This is a genomic window from Adhaeribacter rhizoryzae (assembly GCF_008629685.1).
GTDB lineage: Bacteria > Bacteroidota > Bacteroidia > Cytophagales > Hymenobacteraceae > Adhaeribacter > Adhaeribacter rhizoryzae.
The window spans coordinates 770042-787700 of record NZ_VWSF01000001.1 but is presented as its reverse complement, the minus strand read 5'-3'; the positions used below and the strand labels follow the sequence as shown (position 1 = coordinate 787700).

Sequence of the window (17659 nt, the reverse complement as noted above, 5' to 3'; positions counted from 1 at the left end):
GACTTAATGGTTGAATTGCCTTAACAACAATTTAAACCTTTAACCATCTAACAATCTCGCTTAAAGCACTTATGCGGTTTGCTATTCTTATTTCCTTCTATTCAAAGAACTTTCTTAAACCAACAAAAGCTTATACCACTCTTGCCCGTTTAATTCGTCACAACCTGCCGTCGTGATGTGTAATAAATTATTGCATTTATTTACCTGTTCCCAACCTTTCAACCAACCACTTGTTAGCTGCTAGCAGCTACTTTTTAGCTTCTTTCCGTTTGGGAGTGCAAAGGTAAAAAGAAATTCTAAATTCGCAAAAAATGTTCGAAGATTATTTTAAAGTTTTTCTTAGCTCCAATTCACCTCACTGGCTTCTTACCCGAAAGAAAACCAACCGCTTTCTTCTTTTTCTTGGGAGGACAAAGTTACAAAACTTTCTTTATGCTGCCAAAATTATTTTGAGCCATTTCAAGCTAGTAGCAGAACCTGGTGTCCTCTATCTTCTTGTTGTTTGGGGTGCAAAAGTAAGAGTTTTTTAACCCTTTTCCAAATACCAGGTGAAGTATTTTTATTATTCTTGCTTTTGCACTTTGCTAATAAAGCAACTCAAACTTAACAATAATCATTTAACCAAAAATTCCAGCTAAATACAACTTTCTCTGATTGTTATGATTGCCTGAATCTTTTCTACAGCCCTGCTGGCCGCCTTTCCCCAGTACTTTCGTTTTGGGAGTGCAAAGGTAAAAAACTTTCCTCTCCTTACAAATACTACATGCAAAATAATTGTAAATATTACAGAAACCACTCAGCCTTAAGTATATAATTTAACGCTATGTTCTTTTACCTTATCGTTTTGGTTAATTATCTTCTTGCCTGTTTTCCTTTTCTAAAATTGGCTTAAATAAAGAGAGCGGCTGCAAGTAGTTTTGCATCCGCTCTCTTTATTAAAAGTAAAGCTAATTTTTATTTATGCAATGTACTAATCCTATCCGGACCAACACTTACAATCTTAATCTCTACGTTCAGTTGCTCTTCCAGAAATTTCAGATAATTATGAAAAGCTTCCGGTAATCCTTTATAAGTATCTACTGATTTAGAATCTGTATTCCAACCAGGCAAGGAAGTATAAACTGGAGTTAACTCCTCTGATATTATCTGGTGGGGTATTTTATCGGTCAGCTCTCCGTTGGGTAGTTTATAATGAGTGCAAACCTTTATTTCTTCAAAATCATCCAACACATCGGCTTTCATCATGTTTAACTGGGTAACACCATTTAACATGATAGAATATTTTAAGGTTGGTAAGTCTATCCAGCCGCAACGACGCGGGCGACCGGTGGTTGAACCAAACTCGTGACCGGCCTTGCGAATGCGTTCGCCGGTTTCATCGTGCAATTCGGTTGGAAACGGGCCGCTGCCTACGCGGGTGCAATAAGCTTTAAATATACCGTATACCTCGCCAATGTGCCGGGGTGCTACGCCTAATCCGGTACAGGCACCCGCTACTAGGGTGTTAGAGGAAGTTACAAACGGATAAGTACCAAAATCTATATCCAGTAAAGATCCTTGCGCGCCTTCAGCCAATATTTTTTTACCGAACGCAATTGCCTCGTTGATCATGTACTCACTATCTACCAGCTTGAGCGTACGTAGGTAATCTATTGCTCCAAAGAAATCTTTTTCGGCTTCGGTTATGTCTAAAGTTTTGCCGTAGAAGCCAACTATTTTCTGATGACGTTCTATTACAGTGTTATATTTCTCTTGAAAATCCGGCGAAGTAATATCGCCAACCCGTAACCCAAAACGGCCAATTTTATCCTGGTAAGTAGGGCCAATGCCTTTCAGCGTAGAGCCTATTTTATTTTCGCCGAGCGCTTCTTCCTGTACCCGGTCAATGTATTTATGCGAGGGTAGAATTAGCTGGGCTTTCCGGGAGATGTATAAATTTTTAGAACCATCAATACCGCGAGCCGTTAACTTCTCCATTTCGGCCCGGAAAATAACGGGGTCCAGTACCACGCCGTTACCTATAATATTGGTGATGTGTTCGTGAAAAATACCGGAAGGAATTTGGTGCAGCACGTGCTTGGTGCCGTTAAATTCTAAGGTATGGCCGGCATTGGGGCCGCCCTGAAACCGGGCTACGATGTCGTAGGTTGGGGCCAGAACGTCCACAATTTTTCCTTTGCCTTCGTCACCCCACTGAAGGCCTACTAAAATATCTACTGCCATTATATTATTTAGATTCTTTTAAAATGTTCGCGGCCTGGGCATCATCTTCGGCAACCGTGAAGATGGCATTAAGCTTGGTAATAATGAGAAGTTTCCGGATATGCTCCGAAGGGCTAATCAACACCATTTCGCCGCCCCGGTTCCGGAATTTGGTAAGCAAGGAAACCAACACGCCAATACCACTACTATTTATAAACCTTACTTTGGATAAATCAATAGCGCCCAGAATAATAGCGTCGTTTATACTTTGGTTAACTACCTCAACGAGTTGTTGCGAATCCGGGCTTCCGATTAAATCGCCTTGCAGGCGGGCAAATAAAATACTATCAACTAATGAATGCGTTAATTTCATAAAGTAGCGGCACTGTTTTTAGACCGGCAATCGCCGCATATACCGTATAGGTTTAAAGAGTGGTGCAAGATATGAAAATTTAATAGTTCGCCCACCATTGTCTGAATATTGTGGATGCGGGGGTCACAAAACTCTACTACTTTGTGGCATTCCGTACAAATTACGTGGTCGTGCTGCCGGTAACCGTACGATTTTTCGTATTGGGCCAGGTTACGGCCAAACTGATGTTTGCTTACTAAATCGTTTTCTACTAATAAATCCAGGGTATTATACACGGTGGCCCGGCTTACCTGGTAATTCTTATTTTTCATGCTGATGTAAAGCGACTCTACATCAAAGTGGCCCGAACGGGAATATATTTCTTCCAAAATAGCATAACGCTCCGGCGTTTTCCGCAGCCCTTTGCTTTCTAAATAGGCGGTAAAAATCTTTCTTACCTCCGCAAATTTTTTTTCGTCTAACACGTCCATTATATATTAAGGGTAATTAGCTAAAGAAAAACCGGTACTCAAACCCGCAATCTTAAAGCTTAATAACCTATAAGTTAAAAAATTAAAATATTGCCTTTTTATAACACTAAAGGCATTAAATAAATTTAAGAATCGAAACGCTCTACCAGTAATACGCCTTTTACCTTCAACAACCGCTGAATCAATTTCTCCAGGTGGCTGGTATCGTTTACGAAAATCATTATTTTACCATCAAAAACCCCATCCTGCGAATCTAAGGTTATAGAGCGCATATTTACTTTTAAGCTGTTGGAAATAATTTTGGTTAAATCATTTACCAAACCTACCCTATCAGTTCCTTTTATGCGAATACCGGCCAGGAAAACCAATTCGTATTGGTCGGTCCATTTAGCTTTAACAATCCGGTTACCGTAGTTCGACATTAATTCTACCGCTTTGGGGCAAGAAGTCCGGTGAATCCGGATACCATCTTTTTCGGTTTCAAAACCAAACACATCGTCGCCCGGAATAGGATTGCAACAGGTGGCAATTTTGTAATCTATTTTGGAGGTCTTCTCTCCTATTACCAGCATATCGGAGCTAACACCACGGATTTTCTGCACTTCCCGGTCAAAACTTTTAGCCTCTTCCGGACCAATCCGCTGGTGTACTAATTCCGGATCAAAAACCTCCTCATTCACTTCTTTAATATCAATTCTGCCAATGGCAATGCGATAATAAAATTCCTGCGGGTGCTGCACATTAAAGTAATTAAGCATCAGGTGCAAATTGGCCGAAGTATTTTCTACGTGCAGATGCGCTAACCGCTTTTCTACCATTTCCCGGCCTGCTTCCGCTTTTTGCTTTTTATCTTCCCGTAAATATTCCTTTATCTTCGATCGAGCCCGCGAGGTAGTAGCATACCCCAGCCATTCCTCGGAAGGGCGCTGCTTTTTAGAAGTTAATATTTCTATCTGGTCACCGTTGTGCAACTTATAACTTAGCGGCACCAGTTTCTGGTTTACTTTGGCGCCAATGCTGTGCATCCCAATCTGGGTATGAATTTCAAAAGCAAAATCCAGGGCCGTGGCTCTATCGGGCAATATTTTTAGTTCGCCTTTGGGTGTAAACGCAAATACTTCCTCTACAAATAAGTTCTTCCGGAATTCATCCATAAACTCCAGGGCATTGGAATCATTGGTCTCCAACATATCCCGGACTTTGTTAATCCATTGCTCTAAGCCCGATTCCTGGGCGCTGCTGCCATCGCCTTTGTATTTCCAATGGGCTGCGTAACCTTTTTCGGCGATCTCATCCATCCGCTTGCTCCGGATTTGCACCTCAACCCAGGAGCCGGTTTTACTCATTACCGTGGTATGCAACGATTCGTAACCATTTGCCCGAGGCGTGCTAATCCAATCGCGCAGCCGATCGGGGTTAGGCTGGTAAAAATCCGTTACAATCGAGTAAACCGACCAGCAAGCTGCTTTTTCTATTTCCTGCGGCACATCCAGAATTACCCGAATGGCAAACAAATCATATACCTCATCGAAGGTAATATTTTGTTTTTTGATTTTTTTGAGGATAGAATAAATAGACTTAGGCCGGCCTTTTATCTCAAATTTAAATCCTTGCTTCTTCAGTTCTTCTTCCAGCGGGCTTACAAAGTCGCGGATAAATTTATTACGGGCCGCTTTGGTTTGCCGGATTTTGTTGGTTATGTCTTTATAGGTTTCGGAATCGGTATATTTTAAATATAAGTCTTCGAGTTCCGACTTAATGACGTACAAACCCAGCCGGTGCGCCAGCGGAGCATACAGGTACATGGTTTCGGAAGCAATTTTTAACTGCTTATCCCGGGGCATACTGCCCAAAGTCCGCATGTTGTGCAGCCGGTCGGCCAGCTTAATTAATATTACCCGTACATCGTCGGATAATGTCAACAGCATTTTCCGGAAGTTCTCGGCCTGCTGCGAAGTACCGTAATCGAAAACACCCGATATTTTGGTTAGGCCTTCTATGATTTTGGCTACGCTTTTACCAAAGTCGCGCTCAATTTCGCTCAGTTCTACTTCAGTATCTTCTACCACATCGTGCAGCAAGGCCGCCACAATAGATGTAGTACCCAAACCAATTTCTTCTACGGCAATTTGCGCTACCGCCAACGGGTGCAAAATGTAAGGCTCGCCCGACTTCCGGCGCATGTTTTTATGCGCTTCCAGCGAGGTATTAAAAGCTTTTTTTATAATCTTCGCATCATTACCTTTCAAAAACGGCTTCGCATACCTGAGCAAGCGGCGGTAATGCTGCAATATTTCTTTTCGTTCTACTTCCGGATCTATTACCATGTTCTTACGAGCGCGCTAATAGCTTAAATATTTAAACCACAAGGGCGTTCTCCCTTAAACTTTTCTAGAATTATACATCAAAATTACGCAAGAGTTAGAGATAAACAATTATTGGGCCTGGTTATAACCCTTATGCGCTTTATTGTATAAACAAACTTAGGTGCCGATTTATCTAAAAAGAAGAAACTTTTATTAAAGTAAAAGAAAATATTTAAAAAGGCTGTTTGCATTTATTACGAAGTTTTATACCTTTGCCCCACCATTTCAAAAATGCCTGCGGATGTGGCGAAATTGGTAGACGCACCAGACTTAGGATCTGGCGCTTCACGGCATGGGGGTTCGAGTCCCTCCATCCGCACGCAAACCCTCAACATCACCCGTGTTGAGGGTTTATTTTTTTAAGTAAAACTTTTAAAATTTAAGGCCTTGAATATTACATTAAACCAAACCGATGCCACCAAAGCCCACCTGCACGTAGTGCTGGAAGAAGGCGACTACGCTCCGAAGGTAGACGAAAAAATTAAAGAGTATAGCAAGAAAGCGCAGATTAAAGGCTTCCGTCCGGGCAAAGTACCCCCTGGCATGATCCGGAAAATGTACGGCAAAGGCATTCTGGTCGAAGAAATTAACAGCCTGCTTTCTAAATCAGTTAACGATTATATTAAGCAGAACGATATTAAAATATTAGGCGAGCCCCTGCCCGACCAAACCAAACAACAAAGCATCGACTGGGATAACCAGAAAGAATTTGCTTTTGATTTTGAATTAGGTATTCTGCCCGATTTTAATTTGAACCTCGAAAATATTAGCGTAGACGGTTACAAAATTGAAGCCGACGATGACACCATTGCCCAGGTGTATGAGCACATGCAGCGGCAATACGGCGAAACCGCTAACCCCGAAACTTCTGAAGCCGACGATTATTTATCGGGTGAGTTAAAGCAAGTAGACGGTGAGTTTTCTACTACTACTCTGTTGCCGGTAAATAAAGTAAAGAAAAACCAGGAGCAGTTTGTAGGCGCTAAAGCCGGCGACGTACTGACTTTTAACTTACAGGAAATATTCGATAACGATGCGGCAGCTGTATCGCACGTTACCGGTGCTACCAAGCAAAAAGCGGCCGAGTTAACCGGCGATTTCACGTTTACGGTTGATAAAATTAACCGCACTGCCCCGGCCGAGTTTAACCAGGAGTTTTTCGATAAAATATTTGGCAAAGATACCGTAACTACCCGCGAGGAGTTTGATGCCAAAGTAAAAGAAACCCTTACCGAGAACTACAACACCGAGGCCGAAAAACTGCTGCGCAACAACATTGTAGAGAAACTGGTAAACGAAACCGAAATTCAGATTCCGGAAGATTTCTTCAAAAAATGGTTATTAACGGCCAACGAAGGCAAGTTAACCCAGGAGCAAATCGACCAGAATATTGATAAATACAAAGAAGAACTGAAATGGTCGATGATCCGCAACAAAGTAGTTGAGGAAAACGATATTAAAATTAGCAACGAAGAAGTTGTAGATTCAGCCAAGAAAAAAATGCTGGCTCAGTTTGGTATGGCTACTGCCACCGAAGAAATGGAAGAAGCCATTAGCGGTTACGTAGACAGCTTCCTGAAGCAAAATAACGGCCGTAACTTCGTAAACGAATACGAAGCCATTTTGGCAGATCGCGTTATCGATTTTATAAAAGATAAGATTACAGTGGTCGAAAAGTCAGTAACAGCCGAAGAATTTAGAGATATTGCTGGCGAATAGCCAATTTTCACAACCTTTTTATAAAAAAGTCCTTACAATAAGGACTTTTTTTATTTTCGCATGATTTGTGTAACATTGCTCTCACTACATTGTATTTATTCATCTAAACAACCAATAACAGATGTACAATAAAGAAGAATTCCGAAAATTTGCCGTAAAAGGCCAGGGCATGAGCGGCCTGGGCGTTGACCAATATATTAGCCACGTGGAAGCTTCCACTAATTTACACCGGATCGAGAGCATGACCCGCTCGGTGATTGAAGAACGTCCGACTAACTTCCGGGAGATCGACGTATTTTCCCGTTTAATTATGGACCGGATTATTTTCCTGGGTACCCAGGTAGATGATTTTATTGCCAATATTATTACGGCCCAGTTGCTGTTCCTGGAGTCTTCGGACGCCAAGAAAGACATTTTGTTATATATTAATAGTCCGGGTGGTTCGGTATATGCCGGTTTAGGTATTTACGACACCATGCAATACGTGAAGCCGGATGTGGCTACTATTTGTACCGGTTTAGCGGCTTCTATGGGAGCAGTATTGCTTTGCGGTGGTGCCAAGGCTAAGCGTTCGGCGCTGCCCCACGCCCGCGTTATGATTCACCAGCCGATGGGTGGCGCGCAAGGCCAGGCTTCTGATATTGAAATCACAGCCCGTGAAATCTTGAAACTAAAAAAAGAACTGTACGAAATTATTGCCTCGCACAGTGGCAAAACTTACCAGGAAGTACACGACAACTCTGACCGCGACTACTGGATGAAAGCCGACGAAGCCAAAGAATACGGCTTAATCGACGAAGTTTTAACCCGCAGTGTTTAAGTAATAATTCTGATTAAATATTAAAAACGAAAGCCTGGTAAATTACCGGGCTTTCGTTTTTAATATTTTCAAAGCGATCAGTGCTAATAAATGCAGGGGTTGTTTGTATTAGAATTAACTTACTTTGAGTTGTCGAAGAATTTTTTCGGGTAAAGGGTAAGCGTTCTTTGGTAAACTGGGTTAAATCCCTTGGCATTAATGGTGTCGTGCCGGCTCATTATCTTATCATTACGAACGGGGTGCACAATGTAGCAATCAATTTCATTTACACCATTTGGTATAATACTCAACGATACAGAAGTATCCGCATTTACGCCATAAATAGTTGCTTTCTTCTCATGCGCCTGCGGTAGGTAAATCATTAAAGGCGGACGAGGATTATCTTCAACAATTACCCGCAACCTAAGCGGATGCAATTCTATAGCTTTAAAATCTATCTTGTTTTCTTCCCCATTATATATTTGCACCCTTTGCCCTAGAGCATCATTCTTGAATTTTGCATTATTTAACCTAGCTAACAATTTAAGGGGCCTTTTATACTTTTCGCCCTTTAAGGTAATAGCGTAATTGCCGTTAGCATCTGTTTTTACTGAATCAAGAATATTTTTGTAAATCCATCCCGAGTTTCCAATTTCATAGAGTTGGATAAAAACCGTAGCGTTTGCCGCTGCTTGCTGCTTGTTTGTATCATATACATTCCCCCGCACAACTGTTTCCCGGCTTTCCTGCAGATAGTCTTCGCAGCCAGTTAGCTGTAATACCAAACCGATTACTAGTATCAGCACTAAACTATTTGGTAGTTTCATATAGTAATACATTATAAAAGCATGGAGGAAAATGCAAGAGTAATAGGCTTATACGTGCAATATTATTGTTAATATAATAAATATTAACAAATAAATACTAACAGCAAAGGCTTAATAATACAATTACTTAATTTGAGTTAGTTAGGAAATCAGCTTCAATAAATCTTCTTTAATTTGTGGCCAGGGCTGCGCCAGGTTTATGGTGTTAATGCTGATTTTATGCCCGTGCAGTTGGTAGTTTAAACTAAGTTCCTGTTCTACTACGGGGTACAACAGCATCCCTTCAATGGGTAAATCTGAGTTAGATTTCGGGTGATTTTTGAGGTAAGCAAAAAGCTGGTATAGGTGGGCTGAGATAAGTTTTTGCTTATCGTAGCGCTGCACCAATGCCTGCTGGTAATATTTGGTATCAATAATTATTCTTCGGGCCTCAGACAGCAACGAGATATCCGTTTTCATCTGGGGTAAATAATCCAAATCATCCACTTCAACTGCATCCGTTTGCCAGGTTATTTTCTCTGATTTTACCTGGAATATTTGCTGCTCCTGCCGGTAAAAGTTGCGCACAAAATATTCGAACAAGCGCCCCATCTGTTGTTCATCTTCCAGGAAATTAGCTAAATAAAAATTGCTGCTACCTTTTTCGGGTAAGAGGTTCTGGCGGATAAACTGGCAGAGAGGCAATACACGCCCGTAATATTTATTTAACCCGTAAGTAGTTGGCAGCTTTTTAAAGTCCGCTTCTTTTGGCTGGATAAAGCTTACTTCTTCGAAATAGCGGTAAACCAATTGGAGCGAACGTTGCAGTTCTGGAGCAAGCGTGGGAGCTTTAAATAATTGTGCAAGGGTGGCTTTAATTAGTTGATTAGGTAAAATATCGATACTTAAGTTTTCGTAGCTGCAGATAGCTTTACCTTCCCGCAGTAAATCTTTTTGCAGCGTGGCCGTTACGGCTATTTTGCCTTTAATACCCGAAAGTACTTCTGTATTTTTAACATAACCCTGCGCCAAGCCTTGCCGGAGTAAGCGTAAAGTATTCCGGTACAGCAACGCGGCCAGTAAATTAAGGACTTTGTCGCCGGGAGCTGCGGTTACGGTATTTTCCTCTTTCTCCAAAGGCAGATCCCAGGCGTAACTAAGCAAATAATAAATATTCTGAACCGGAACAGGCATGTTTTAATTACCCGTTAATAAACGAATAGCTGCCTTAGACTTTGTCGGTTCGTCGAGCCAGTATTGTTCCAGCAGCGGGGTTAATTCGTTTTCTACTACGGCTTCGTACCAGTCCAGATTGCCGCCGTTTTTTGGCGGGTTACAGAAATAACTATGCCCGATTAAATAGCCATCGCCCAACAATGGGTCAGCGGCAATAATTTCGTTTAATTCAATTAAGCGGGAAGTAATAATATCTATCAGTGCATCGGGTGTGTTGCGGTATTCCAGAAAACGGCGGAAAGAAAGCCCAAATACCGGATTCATCTTTAAAAAAGCAAACCGGCGGCGCAACGCAAAATCCAGCGGAGCCAATACCCGGTCGGCGGTATTCATGGTGGCAATTAAGAATACATTTTCCGGCACAAAAAAGCGTTCCTCGGCAGCACCGTAAGGTAAAGTTACGCCGTGTGCCAATCCGCGTTTATCAGCTTCCAGTAACAACAGCAACTCCCCGAAAATGCTGCTCAGGTTACCACGGTTTATTTCCTCAATAATAAAAAAATAAGGCTTCTCCGGATCAGCTAGCGCCCGCTGGCAAAATTCATAAAATACACCGTTGCGCAGGGTAAATTTGCCGGCAGCATCCGGCCGGTAACCTTGTATAAAATCTTCGTAAGCAAAACCCGCATGAAACTGCACCGTCTGAATTTTAGTGGCATCTTCTAAGCCCAATTCCAGGTACGCCAGGCGGCGGGCTAAAAAAGTTTTGCCGGTACCCGGCGGGCCGCTTAGTATTAAATTCTTTTTATACCGGAGAGCCGACAAGGTTTTATCCAGTTGGTGCTCGTCGAGGAATAATTCGGCTAAAGCTTTTTTACGGGTATATTTTTCGGGTTTTGGTTTACTTTTCTCATACGGCTGCACAGGTTCCTGCAACTGCACTTCTATCCGGGGCTTTGGTTTGGTTACCGGCAAATTTAAAGTGGCGGGTTCGGCCAGCACCAGTAAACCTTCGTCGGCGGGCGGATTTTGGACCACTGGTCGCTTTTGCACCACAGAAAACCCTAATTTCTCCAAATAATTGTTTGTAGAAACACCGGCCGCTAAGGCCCAATCGGCGGTACCGTTGGCTAGTTTGTGCGCGAGGCGCATTAGCTCCAAGGGCGGATAGCGCTTGCCCTGGTACACCACATCATAAATGGTAGAGGCGCGCAGTTCCGGCCGGCGAATATCTATTTCGCGGATTGCCTGTAAAATATGTTGTCGCGTAATACCGGAAAAATTCAATTTATCTACTGTTTACCTAATCCCAAACATGGTTTCACCGGAGCGAAGTTCCTACGTACGGCAATTTACCACCTTAAGCCGAAAAAAATATACAAAACTTACCAACAAATTATCCACAGCTTTTAACATCACAAAATATTACAAATCAAACACATATACAATAGCTCATTTTTTATTTTGTGGATATCTGGCGGGCTTTTACACGGTTAAGTGGCTACTCGCCTGTTTTATTTTTATGCCACGTAATCTTTCTATTTTGTACCTTTGTTATTGGCGAACTAAAACTGCTGCTTTTAACGTTAAAAATTCATATTCTAAAACCTTTATGGCCGAAATTACCTGCTCTTTCTGTGGCAAAACAAAAAAAGAAGTATCCGTCATGATTTCGGGCATCAACGCCCACATTTGTGAGCGGTGCATCGGTCAGGCGCAACAAATCCTGAATGAGGAAAATAAAATCCGCGCCAACGGCAAAAGCCCGAAGTTTAACTTAATTAAGCCTCGGGAAATGAAAGAATACCTCGACCAGTTTGTGGTGGGGCAGGAAGAAGCAAAAAAAGTAATGTGCGTAGCGGTTTACAACCACTACAAGCGGCTGATGCAGAAAACCAAGCCAGATGATGTGGTGATTGAAAAATCGAACATTATGATGGTGGGCGAAACCGGCACCGGTAAAACGTTTCTGGCCCGGATGCTGGCTGGTATTTTACAAGTACCGTTCTGTATTGCTGATGCCACCGTATTAACCGAAGCCGGTTATGTAGGCGAAGACGTAGAAAGCATTCTGACCCGTTTGTTACAAGCCGCTGATTACAACGTAGAAGCCGCCGAGCGGGGCATTGTATACATTGATGAGATTGATAAAATAGCCCGGAAAAGCGATAACCCTTCTATTACCCGCGATGTAAGCGGCGAAGGGGTGCAGCAGGCCATGCTGAAACTGCTGGAAGGCACCTCGGTAAATGTGCCACCGCAAGGCGGACGCAAGCACCCGGAACAAAAAATGATTTCGGTAAACACCGAGAATATTCTGTTTATCTGCGGCGGTGCTTTTGTGGGCATTGAGCGAATAATCAAGAGCCGGCTTAATGCCAAGCCAATCGGTTTTGCCAAATCTTCAGCCGATTTAATAGCTGACCAGGAAAATTACCTCAAATATATTACGGCCCAAGACCTTAAATCTTTTGGTTTGATTCCAGAATTAATTGGCCGTTTGCCGGTACTTACGCACCTGAATCCGCTGGATAAGAAAACCCTGCGCTTAATATTAACCGAACCCAAAAATTCTATCCTGAAGCAATACAAAGCTTTATTTGAGATGGAAAATATTACCATTGCCTTCGAAGACGATGCCCTGGATTATATAGTAGAAAAAGCGGCGGAGTATAAATTAGGCGCCCGCGGTTTACGTTCTATCTGCGAAAGCATCATGACCGAAGCCATGTTTGAAATGCCATCGCAGGAAGGTGTTACTGACTTAATAATTGACTTAGATTACGCCCGTACCCAATTCGAAAAATCTTCGCTGAAACAATTGCGGGTTGCTTAATTGGATATTGGACATTGGATATTAGACGTTAGATATTAAATATTAGAATAATATCCTTAAAATCAGAAGGGCCGCCGGAATTCCGGCGGCCCTTCTGATTTTAAGGATATTTAAATCTTGCTTCTCTTAACTGAAAACCTACGCCATCAGAAGAGCAAAATATTAACCTTTAATTGCTGCGGATACCGGGTCCTGCAAATACTTAACCATCAGCTCGGCGGCTTTGGCCGCCGAATTGGCTTCGCCTAGTTTTTCCCGAATTTCCTGGTAACCGGCTTTTTGCTGCTGAATAAATGCTTTATCAAGTAATATTTTCTTCAGCTCGGTAATAATATTGCGGCCGGTGAGGTCATTCTGAATTAATTCGGTTACTACCTGTTTGCCGGCAATTAAATTAACCAAAGAAATATAAGGCACCTTTATAACAGCGCGGCCAATCCAGTAAGAAATCAGGCTGGTGGTGTAGCATACCACCTGGGGCACGTTAAACAAAGCGGTTTCTAAGGTGGCCGTGCCGGAGGTTACCAGCGCGGCCTGGGAGTTAGCCAGCAAATCGTACGTTTGGTCGTAAACGATTTTAATATTGGTATCGCGGTTAAAGTTTTCGTAATAACTCTCGTTCAGGTTAGAGACCGCCGCCACCACAAACTGGTAATCGCGGAAGGCAGGCAGCACACTGAGCATGATAAACAAGATACTTTCGATTTCCTGTTTCCGGCTGCCGGGCAGCACCGCAATAATAGGTTTGCTACTTAACTGGTTTCGCTGAATAAAATCGGTACCAGGCTGGTGGTTCCGGATAGTATCCAGAATGGGGTTGCCAATGTAATCTACTTTGTAATCGAACTTGCCGTAAAATTCTTCTTCAAAAGGCAGAATCACGAACATGCGATCTACAAGCTTTTTAATGGTATGCACCCGGCCCTGGTTCCAGGCCCAGATTTTAGGTGAAATATAGTAAAATACTTTTAGGCCCTGCTCCTTCGCAAATTTGGCGATGCGTAAGTTAAAGCCGGCGTAATCTACCAATATTATTACATCGGGCTGATAATTTAGAATATCGGCTTTACACTGGCGCAAAAACTGGACAATCTTAAAAGTATTGGCTGCCGCTTCTAAAAAGCCCATAAAAGCCATTTCTTTATAATGCCGCACCAGTTCGCCACCGGCCGCTTGCATCAAATCGCCACCCCAAAACCGGAACGTAGCTTCCGAATCCTGAATTTTAAGTTCTTTCATCAGGTTAGCGGCGTGCATGTCGCCGGACCGCTCGCCCGCGATAATATAATATTTCAATATTTCTTAAATAAATTATGAATTAGAAATTATGAATTGTTAATAGCTGATTGTTAGTGTCAAAAAAGCGTTTAACCATTTAGCAATTCAACAATTCAACCATTAAATATTTACTCCCCGTAATATTCTACAAAGTTGCGGGGCGTTTCGTAAAGCTTCAGGCAATGCAACTTAGACGATGACATTTGCGGAATAAGTGGTGCCAGAATTTCCCAGAAAGCTACTACCAGATTTTCGGTGCTGGCCATTTTACCCTGCATAAAAGGCACATCCAGGTTCAGGTTTTTATGGTCTACTACCTCAATAATGTGTTCGCGGATAAGCACACTTAATTGTTTCAGGTCGATGATAAAACCAGTTTCGGGATCGGGCTCACCTTTTACCGTTACTATCAGCTCGTAATTATGTCCGTGCCAGTTGGTGTTAGAGCAAGGGCCAAACACTTCTTTATTCTTCTCATCCGACCAATTAGGATTAGCCAGCTTATGCGCCGCATTAAAATGCTCTAATCTGCTTAAGTAAACCATTAATTAAATTTATAGCTCTTTTTCAATAGCAAATATACGAAGAAAGGCACACCAATGAACGAAGTAATAATGCCAATTGGCAATCCGGCCGGCGGATAAATTAACCGCGACAGAATATCGCAGGCCATCAGGAACAAACCACCCAGCAAAGCGCACAGCAAGAGGTTTAATTTGTGGGTAAGCCCCAGCAATCCGCGGGTTACGTGCGGCATAATTAAACCCACAAAACCCACCGACCCGGCCATAGCTACACTAAAACCCGTTAACACCGATACGGTACCTAGCATGAGCCAGCGGGTGCGGGCCACCGGTACTCCCAGCGTGGCCGCCCGTTCGCTGCCCAATAGTAAAATATTGAGCTCTTTCTGTAAAAACAAAAATAATAATAAGGAAATGATTAACCCAACCGCCGGGTACGGCAGCAAACTCCAGTCGGCGCGGCCAAAATCTCCCATCGACCAAAATAATATAGAGCGCAACGCACTTTCGGAACCCGACAAAAAAGTAAATAAACCGACCATAGCCGTTAAAAAAGAACTAACCGCAATGCCAGCTAGTAGTAACTGCGACGGAATAATTTGCCCTTTGCGATAACCCAAGGCAATTACCAGCAAGGTAACCAGGAAAGCACCCAGCAATGCAAAAAGCGGTGGCAAATATAACCCACCCCAAGTTGTGAGAATAAAGCCGCCAATACTTATAGAGGCCCCCAGCGAAGCCCCAGAAGCCGTACCCAAAATATACGGGTCGGCGAGCGCATTATTTACCATGGCCTGCATCAGATAACCCGAAAAAGAAAGGGAACCGCCCACCAGCAAAGCCAATAATAAACGGGGTAGCCGCAATTGCACAATGGCAAAGTGTTGTGGGTTTTCCGGGTTGTAATTGAGCAGCGCCTCGGCAATATCGGCGTAACTCGCTTCGAAACTCCCGATAGATAAACCCCAACCGGCCAGCAAACCAATCATTAACAGTACGGCCAATAATAAAAGCGCCTGTTTCATTGGACCAGGAAAGTTTTTAGTTCCCGGATAGATTCGATTACCCGCGGGCCGGGCCTTGACATTAAATCATCGGTAGGCTTAAATATTTTCTGCTGCTGATAAGCCTTAATTTTTTTTAACTCCGGGTATTGCGCAAAAAAGGTTTTTTCCATTTCGGCCGGCGTACCGCCCAACAACACATCGGGGTTTAGCTTTAAAATATACTCGCGGGTTAAAGCCGGGTACGGCTGCGCAAATACTTCGGTAACGGAATTTTCCGCACCCAGGTAGCGGAGCTTATCGGTAAACAAGGTGTTTTGACCGAATACATAAATTGGGTCGTGCCAGGTAATGGCCAACACCCGCAGCTTTGGCCCCGCATTATTTACTTTAATCTGGGCGAGTTCCTGCTGCAGCGAATCTACCACGCGTTGCGCATCTTTCTCGCGGTGCAGCAATCGCCCTATATCTTGTAAACCCCTAAAAACATCGGTTACTTTTTTAAAATCCTGGAAATAAACCGGAATATTTAAATCCTGTAGTTTGGCGGCCACTTCCAGCGAAGTAATACCGGCGGAGGCAAAAACAATATCGGGCTTTAACAAAACAATTTTTTCGTAATCCATGGGGTAATTATTTACCACCGGTTTTTCTTTTACCCGTTCCGGGTAATCGCAATTTTGGGTGCGGCCCACAATAGTTTTTTCGTCGGCTACGGCGTACAGCATTTCGGTGGCCGAAGGCGATAAAGCTATAACACGTTGCGGATAGGCGGGTATTTGTATTTTCCGGCCTAAATCATCGGTAACAATAATAAATGCTGCAGCAGATTGAGAAGCTTTTTTGCTTTCGCAAGCCAGGTTCAGCAACAGCGTACCAAACATCAAAAAAGAGCAAAACAAACGAATATTTAAAACAGAAGTAATTATTGACATGCGGTTAAAATAGACGGAGCAATTTATTTTGCGTAAAAGGCCCTACTGTTTTTTTCGTAAATTTAGCCGAATTATTTAGATCGCCTTACACAACAACCCCTATGATAGTAGTAACCGGTGCCGCTGGCTTTATAGGTTCGTGCCTTGTTTCCCGCTTAAATGCCGATAATTTTAACGATATTATTGCCGTCGATAATTTTACGGTAGCCCGGAAAGAGCCCAACCTGCAAGGTAAAAAAGTAAAGCTGTACGTAGACCGTATGGAATTTCCGGAATGGCTGGATAAGAACTACGAAGAAGTAGAGTTTATTTTTCATTTGGGTGCCCGCACCGATACAACGGAGTTTGACCCGGCTATTTTTAACTTGTTAAACCTAGAATATTCTAAAAAAGTATGGCTGGCCTGCTGCGAGTACCAGATTCCGCTGGTTTACGCTTCTTCGGCGGCTACTTACGGCGCCGGCAAATTGGGCTACGACGATGACGAAAATATTATATCATTGTTAAACCCGCTGAATCCTTACGGCGATTCGAAAAATGATTTTGATAAATGGGCGCTGCAACAAACGGCCAAACCATTTTTCTGGGCCGGCCTTAAGTTTTTTAATGTGTACGGTCCTAACGAATACCACAAGGGCCGCATGGCATCGGTGGTGTTGCACGCTTTCCGGCAAATTTCCGAACGCGGCCGGCTGGAGCTTTTCCGCTCGCACAACCCCGAATACGCCGACGGTGAGCAGAAGCGCGATTTTATTTACGTAAAAGATGTGGTGGAAATTTGTATGTTCCTGATGCACCACCGGCAAAACAGCGGCATTTACAACGTAGGCTCCGGCCAGGCCCGCACTTTCCTGGATTTAGCTTTTAATACCTTCGAGGCAATTGGTCGGGAAGTAAATATCGATTTTAAAGATACGCCTTCCGATATCCGCGAAAATTACCAATATTTTACCCAGGCTACCATGGATAAACTGCGCCGGATTGGCTATACCAAACCTTTTTATTCTTTGGAAGAAGGCATCCAGGATTATGTGCAGGAATACCTCATTCCAAATAAATATTACTAAAATATAATTTTATATACGGATAGAAAATCGGTAAATACATATTTTACAATTTATTACTAAAAACCGGCTTCTAGTCGCAATCCAAATTACCGGCTAACGAGTAT

15 protein-coding genes and 1 tRNA gene are annotated in these 17659 nt (G+C 42.9%); 5 read left to right on the top strand and 11 right to left on the bottom strand.

Features of this window, described 5'->3' with window-relative positions:
- Positions 1-954 precede the first annotated feature (954 nt).
- The 4 genes from F0145_RS03235 to F0145_RS03220 form a co-directional block, all read right to left on the bottom strand.
- Positions 955-2223 carry an adenylosuccinate synthase gene (locus F0145_RS03235; protein ID WP_150086777.1) on the bottom strand — a complete coding sequence of 423 codons (1269 nt, stop codon included), beginning with the start codon at positions 2221-2223 and terminating at the stop codon, positions 955-957.
- 4 nt (positions 2224-2227) lie between these two features.
- Entirely contained in the window at positions 2228-2575 is a 348-nt protein-coding gene (locus tag F0145_RS03230; RefSeq protein WP_146905778.1) for an STAS domain-containing protein, read from the bottom strand.
- A complete protein-coding gene (locus F0145_RS03225; protein ID WP_150086775.1) occupies positions 2572-3045 on the bottom strand; it encodes a Fur family transcriptional regulator in 474 nt (157 codons plus the stop codon). The genes F0145_RS03230 and F0145_RS03225 overlap by 4 nt, the downstream gene beginning before the upstream one ends.
- Positions 3046-3170: 125 nt before the next feature.
- Positions 3171-5372, bottom strand: a complete 2202-nt coding sequence (locus F0145_RS03220) for a RelA/SpoT family protein (protein ID WP_150086773.1) — start codon at positions 5370-5372, stop codon at positions 3171-3173.
- 276 nt (positions 5373-5648) lie between these two features.
- On the opposite strand from F0145_RS03220, the gene F0145_RS03215 reads away from it, so the two are divergent.
- The 3 genes from F0145_RS03215 to F0145_RS03205 all read left to right on the top strand — a co-directional run bounded on the left by F0145_RS03215 (position 5649) and on the right by F0145_RS03205 (position 7950).
- Positions 5649-5730, top strand: a tRNA-Leu gene (locus F0145_RS03215).
- Positions 5731-5798: 68 nt separating this feature from the next.
- On the top strand, positions 5799-7130 hold the full coding sequence (tig, locus tag F0145_RS03210) for a trigger factor (RefSeq protein WP_146898849.1): 1332 nt from the start codon (positions 5799-5801) through the stop codon (positions 7128-7130).
- Between the two features lie 121 nt (positions 7131-7251).
- Positions 7252-7950 (top strand): ClpP family protease, encoded by a 699-nt coding sequence (locus F0145_RS03205; RefSeq protein ID WP_146898846.1) that lies wholly within the window; start codon positions 7252-7254, stop codon positions 7948-7950.
- A gap of 119 nt (positions 7951-8069) precedes the next feature.
- Here the strand turns inward: F0145_RS03205 and F0145_RS03200 are convergent, their stop codons facing one another.
- From F0145_RS03200 to F0145_RS03190, 3 genes are all read right to left on the bottom strand, one after another.
- Positions 8070-8756, bottom strand: a complete 687-nt coding sequence (locus F0145_RS03200; RefSeq protein ID WP_150086771.1) for a hypothetical protein — start codon at positions 8754-8756, stop codon at positions 8070-8072.
- Between the two features lie 141 nt (positions 8757-8897).
- On the bottom strand, positions 8898-9929 hold the full coding sequence (locus F0145_RS03195) for a 5-methylcytosine restriction system specificity protein McrC (RefSeq protein ID WP_150086768.1): 1032 nt from the start codon (positions 9927-9929) through the stop codon (positions 8898-8900).
- Positions 9930-9932: 3 nt separating this feature from the next.
- Positions 9933-11198: an AAA family ATPase gene (locus F0145_RS03190; protein WP_150086766.1), complete on the bottom strand. Its 1266-nt coding sequence runs from the start codon at positions 11196-11198 to the stop codon at positions 9933-9935.
- 325 nt (positions 11199-11523) lie between these two features.
- Here F0145_RS03190 and clpX point away from each other — a divergent pair, with 325 nt between their 5' ends.
- The gene (gene clpX, locus F0145_RS03185; RefSeq protein ID WP_150086764.1) at positions 11524-12747 is read left to right on the top strand and encodes an ATP-dependent Clp protease ATP-binding subunit ClpX; all 1224 of its coding nucleotides are present in this window, start codon (positions 11524-11526) and stop codon (positions 12745-12747) included.
- A 162-nt stretch (positions 12748-12909) separates the two neighbouring features.
- Here clpX and lpxB read toward each other — a convergent pair whose 3' ends face one another.
- The 4 genes from lpxB to F0145_RS03165 form a co-directional block, all read right to left on the bottom strand.
- Positions 12910-14043, bottom strand: a complete 1134-nt coding sequence (gene lpxB / locus F0145_RS03180) for a lipid-A-disaccharide synthase (RefSeq protein WP_150086762.1) — start codon at positions 14041-14043, stop codon at positions 12910-12912.
- A gap of 110 nt (positions 14044-14153) precedes the next feature.
- Complete coding sequence (locus F0145_RS03175) at positions 14154-14570, bottom strand: 6-pyruvoyl trahydropterin synthase family protein (RefSeq protein WP_150086760.1); 417 nt, start codon at positions 14568-14570, stop codon at positions 14154-14156.
- Complete coding sequence (locus F0145_RS03170) at positions 14570-15574, bottom strand: FecCD family ABC transporter permease (RefSeq protein WP_150086758.1); 1005 nt, start codon at positions 15572-15574, stop codon at positions 14570-14572. The genes F0145_RS03175 and F0145_RS03170 overlap by 1 nt, the downstream gene beginning before the upstream one ends.
- Positions 15571-16488 (bottom strand): ABC transporter substrate-binding protein, encoded by a 918-nt coding sequence (locus tag F0145_RS03165; RefSeq protein WP_150086756.1) that lies wholly within the window; start codon positions 16486-16488, stop codon positions 15571-15573. Before F0145_RS03165 ends, F0145_RS03170 begins: the two co-directional genes overlap by 4 nt.
- Before the next feature lie 101 nt (positions 16489-16589).
- Between F0145_RS03165 and rfaD the strand changes: the two genes are divergently transcribed.
- Positions 16590-17555: an ADP-glyceromanno-heptose 6-epimerase gene (rfaD, locus tag F0145_RS03160; protein ID WP_150086754.1), complete on the top strand. Its 966-nt coding sequence runs from the start codon at positions 16590-16592 to the stop codon at positions 17553-17555.
- The last annotated feature ends 104 nt before the right edge of the window (positions 17556-17659 follow it).

Coding starts and splice junctions, on each gene's coding strand:
- F0145_RS03235 (WP_150086777.1), bottom strand. CDS start 2,223: ATGGCAGTAGATATTTTAGTAGGCCTTCAGTGGGGTGACGAAGGCAAA.
- F0145_RS03230 (WP_146905778.1), bottom strand. CDS start 2,575: ATGAAATTAACGCATTCATTAGTTGATAGTATTTTATTTGCCCGCCTG.
- F0145_RS03225 (WP_150086775.1), bottom strand. CDS start 3,045: ATGGACGTGTTAGACGAAAAAAAATTTGCGGAGGTAAGAAAGATTTTT.
- F0145_RS03220 (WP_150086773.1), bottom strand. CDS start 5,372: ATGGTAATAGATCCGGAAGTAGAACGAAAAGAAATATTGCAGCATTAC.
- F0145_RS03205 (WP_146898846.1), top strand. CDS start 7,252: ATGTACAATAAAGAAGAATTCCGAAAATTTGCCGTAAAAGGCCAGGGC.
- F0145_RS03200 (WP_150086771.1), bottom strand. CDS start 8,756: ATGAAACTACCAAATAGTTTAGTGCTGATACTAGTAATCGGTTTGGTA.
- F0145_RS03195 (WP_150086768.1), bottom strand. CDS start 9,929: ATGCCTGTTCCGGTTCAGAATATTTATTATTTGCTTAGTTACGCCTGG.
- clpX (WP_150086764.1), top strand. CDS start 11,524: ATGGCCGAAATTACCTGCTCTTTCTGTGGCAAAACAAAAAAAGAAGTA.
- F0145_RS03175 (WP_150086760.1), bottom strand. CDS start 14,570: ATGGTTTACTTAAGCAGATTAGAGCATTTTAATGCGGCGCATAAGCTG.
- F0145_RS03170 (WP_150086758.1), bottom strand. CDS start 15,574: ATGAAACAGGCGCTTTTATTATTGGCCGTACTGTTAATGATTGGTTTG.
- F0145_RS03165 (WP_150086756.1), bottom strand. CDS start 16,488: ATGTCAATAATTACTTCTGTTTTAAATATTCGTTTGTTTTGCTCTTTT.
- rfaD (WP_150086754.1), top strand. CDS start 16,590: ATGATAGTAGTAACCGGTGCCGCTGGCTTTATAGGTTCGTGCCTTGTT.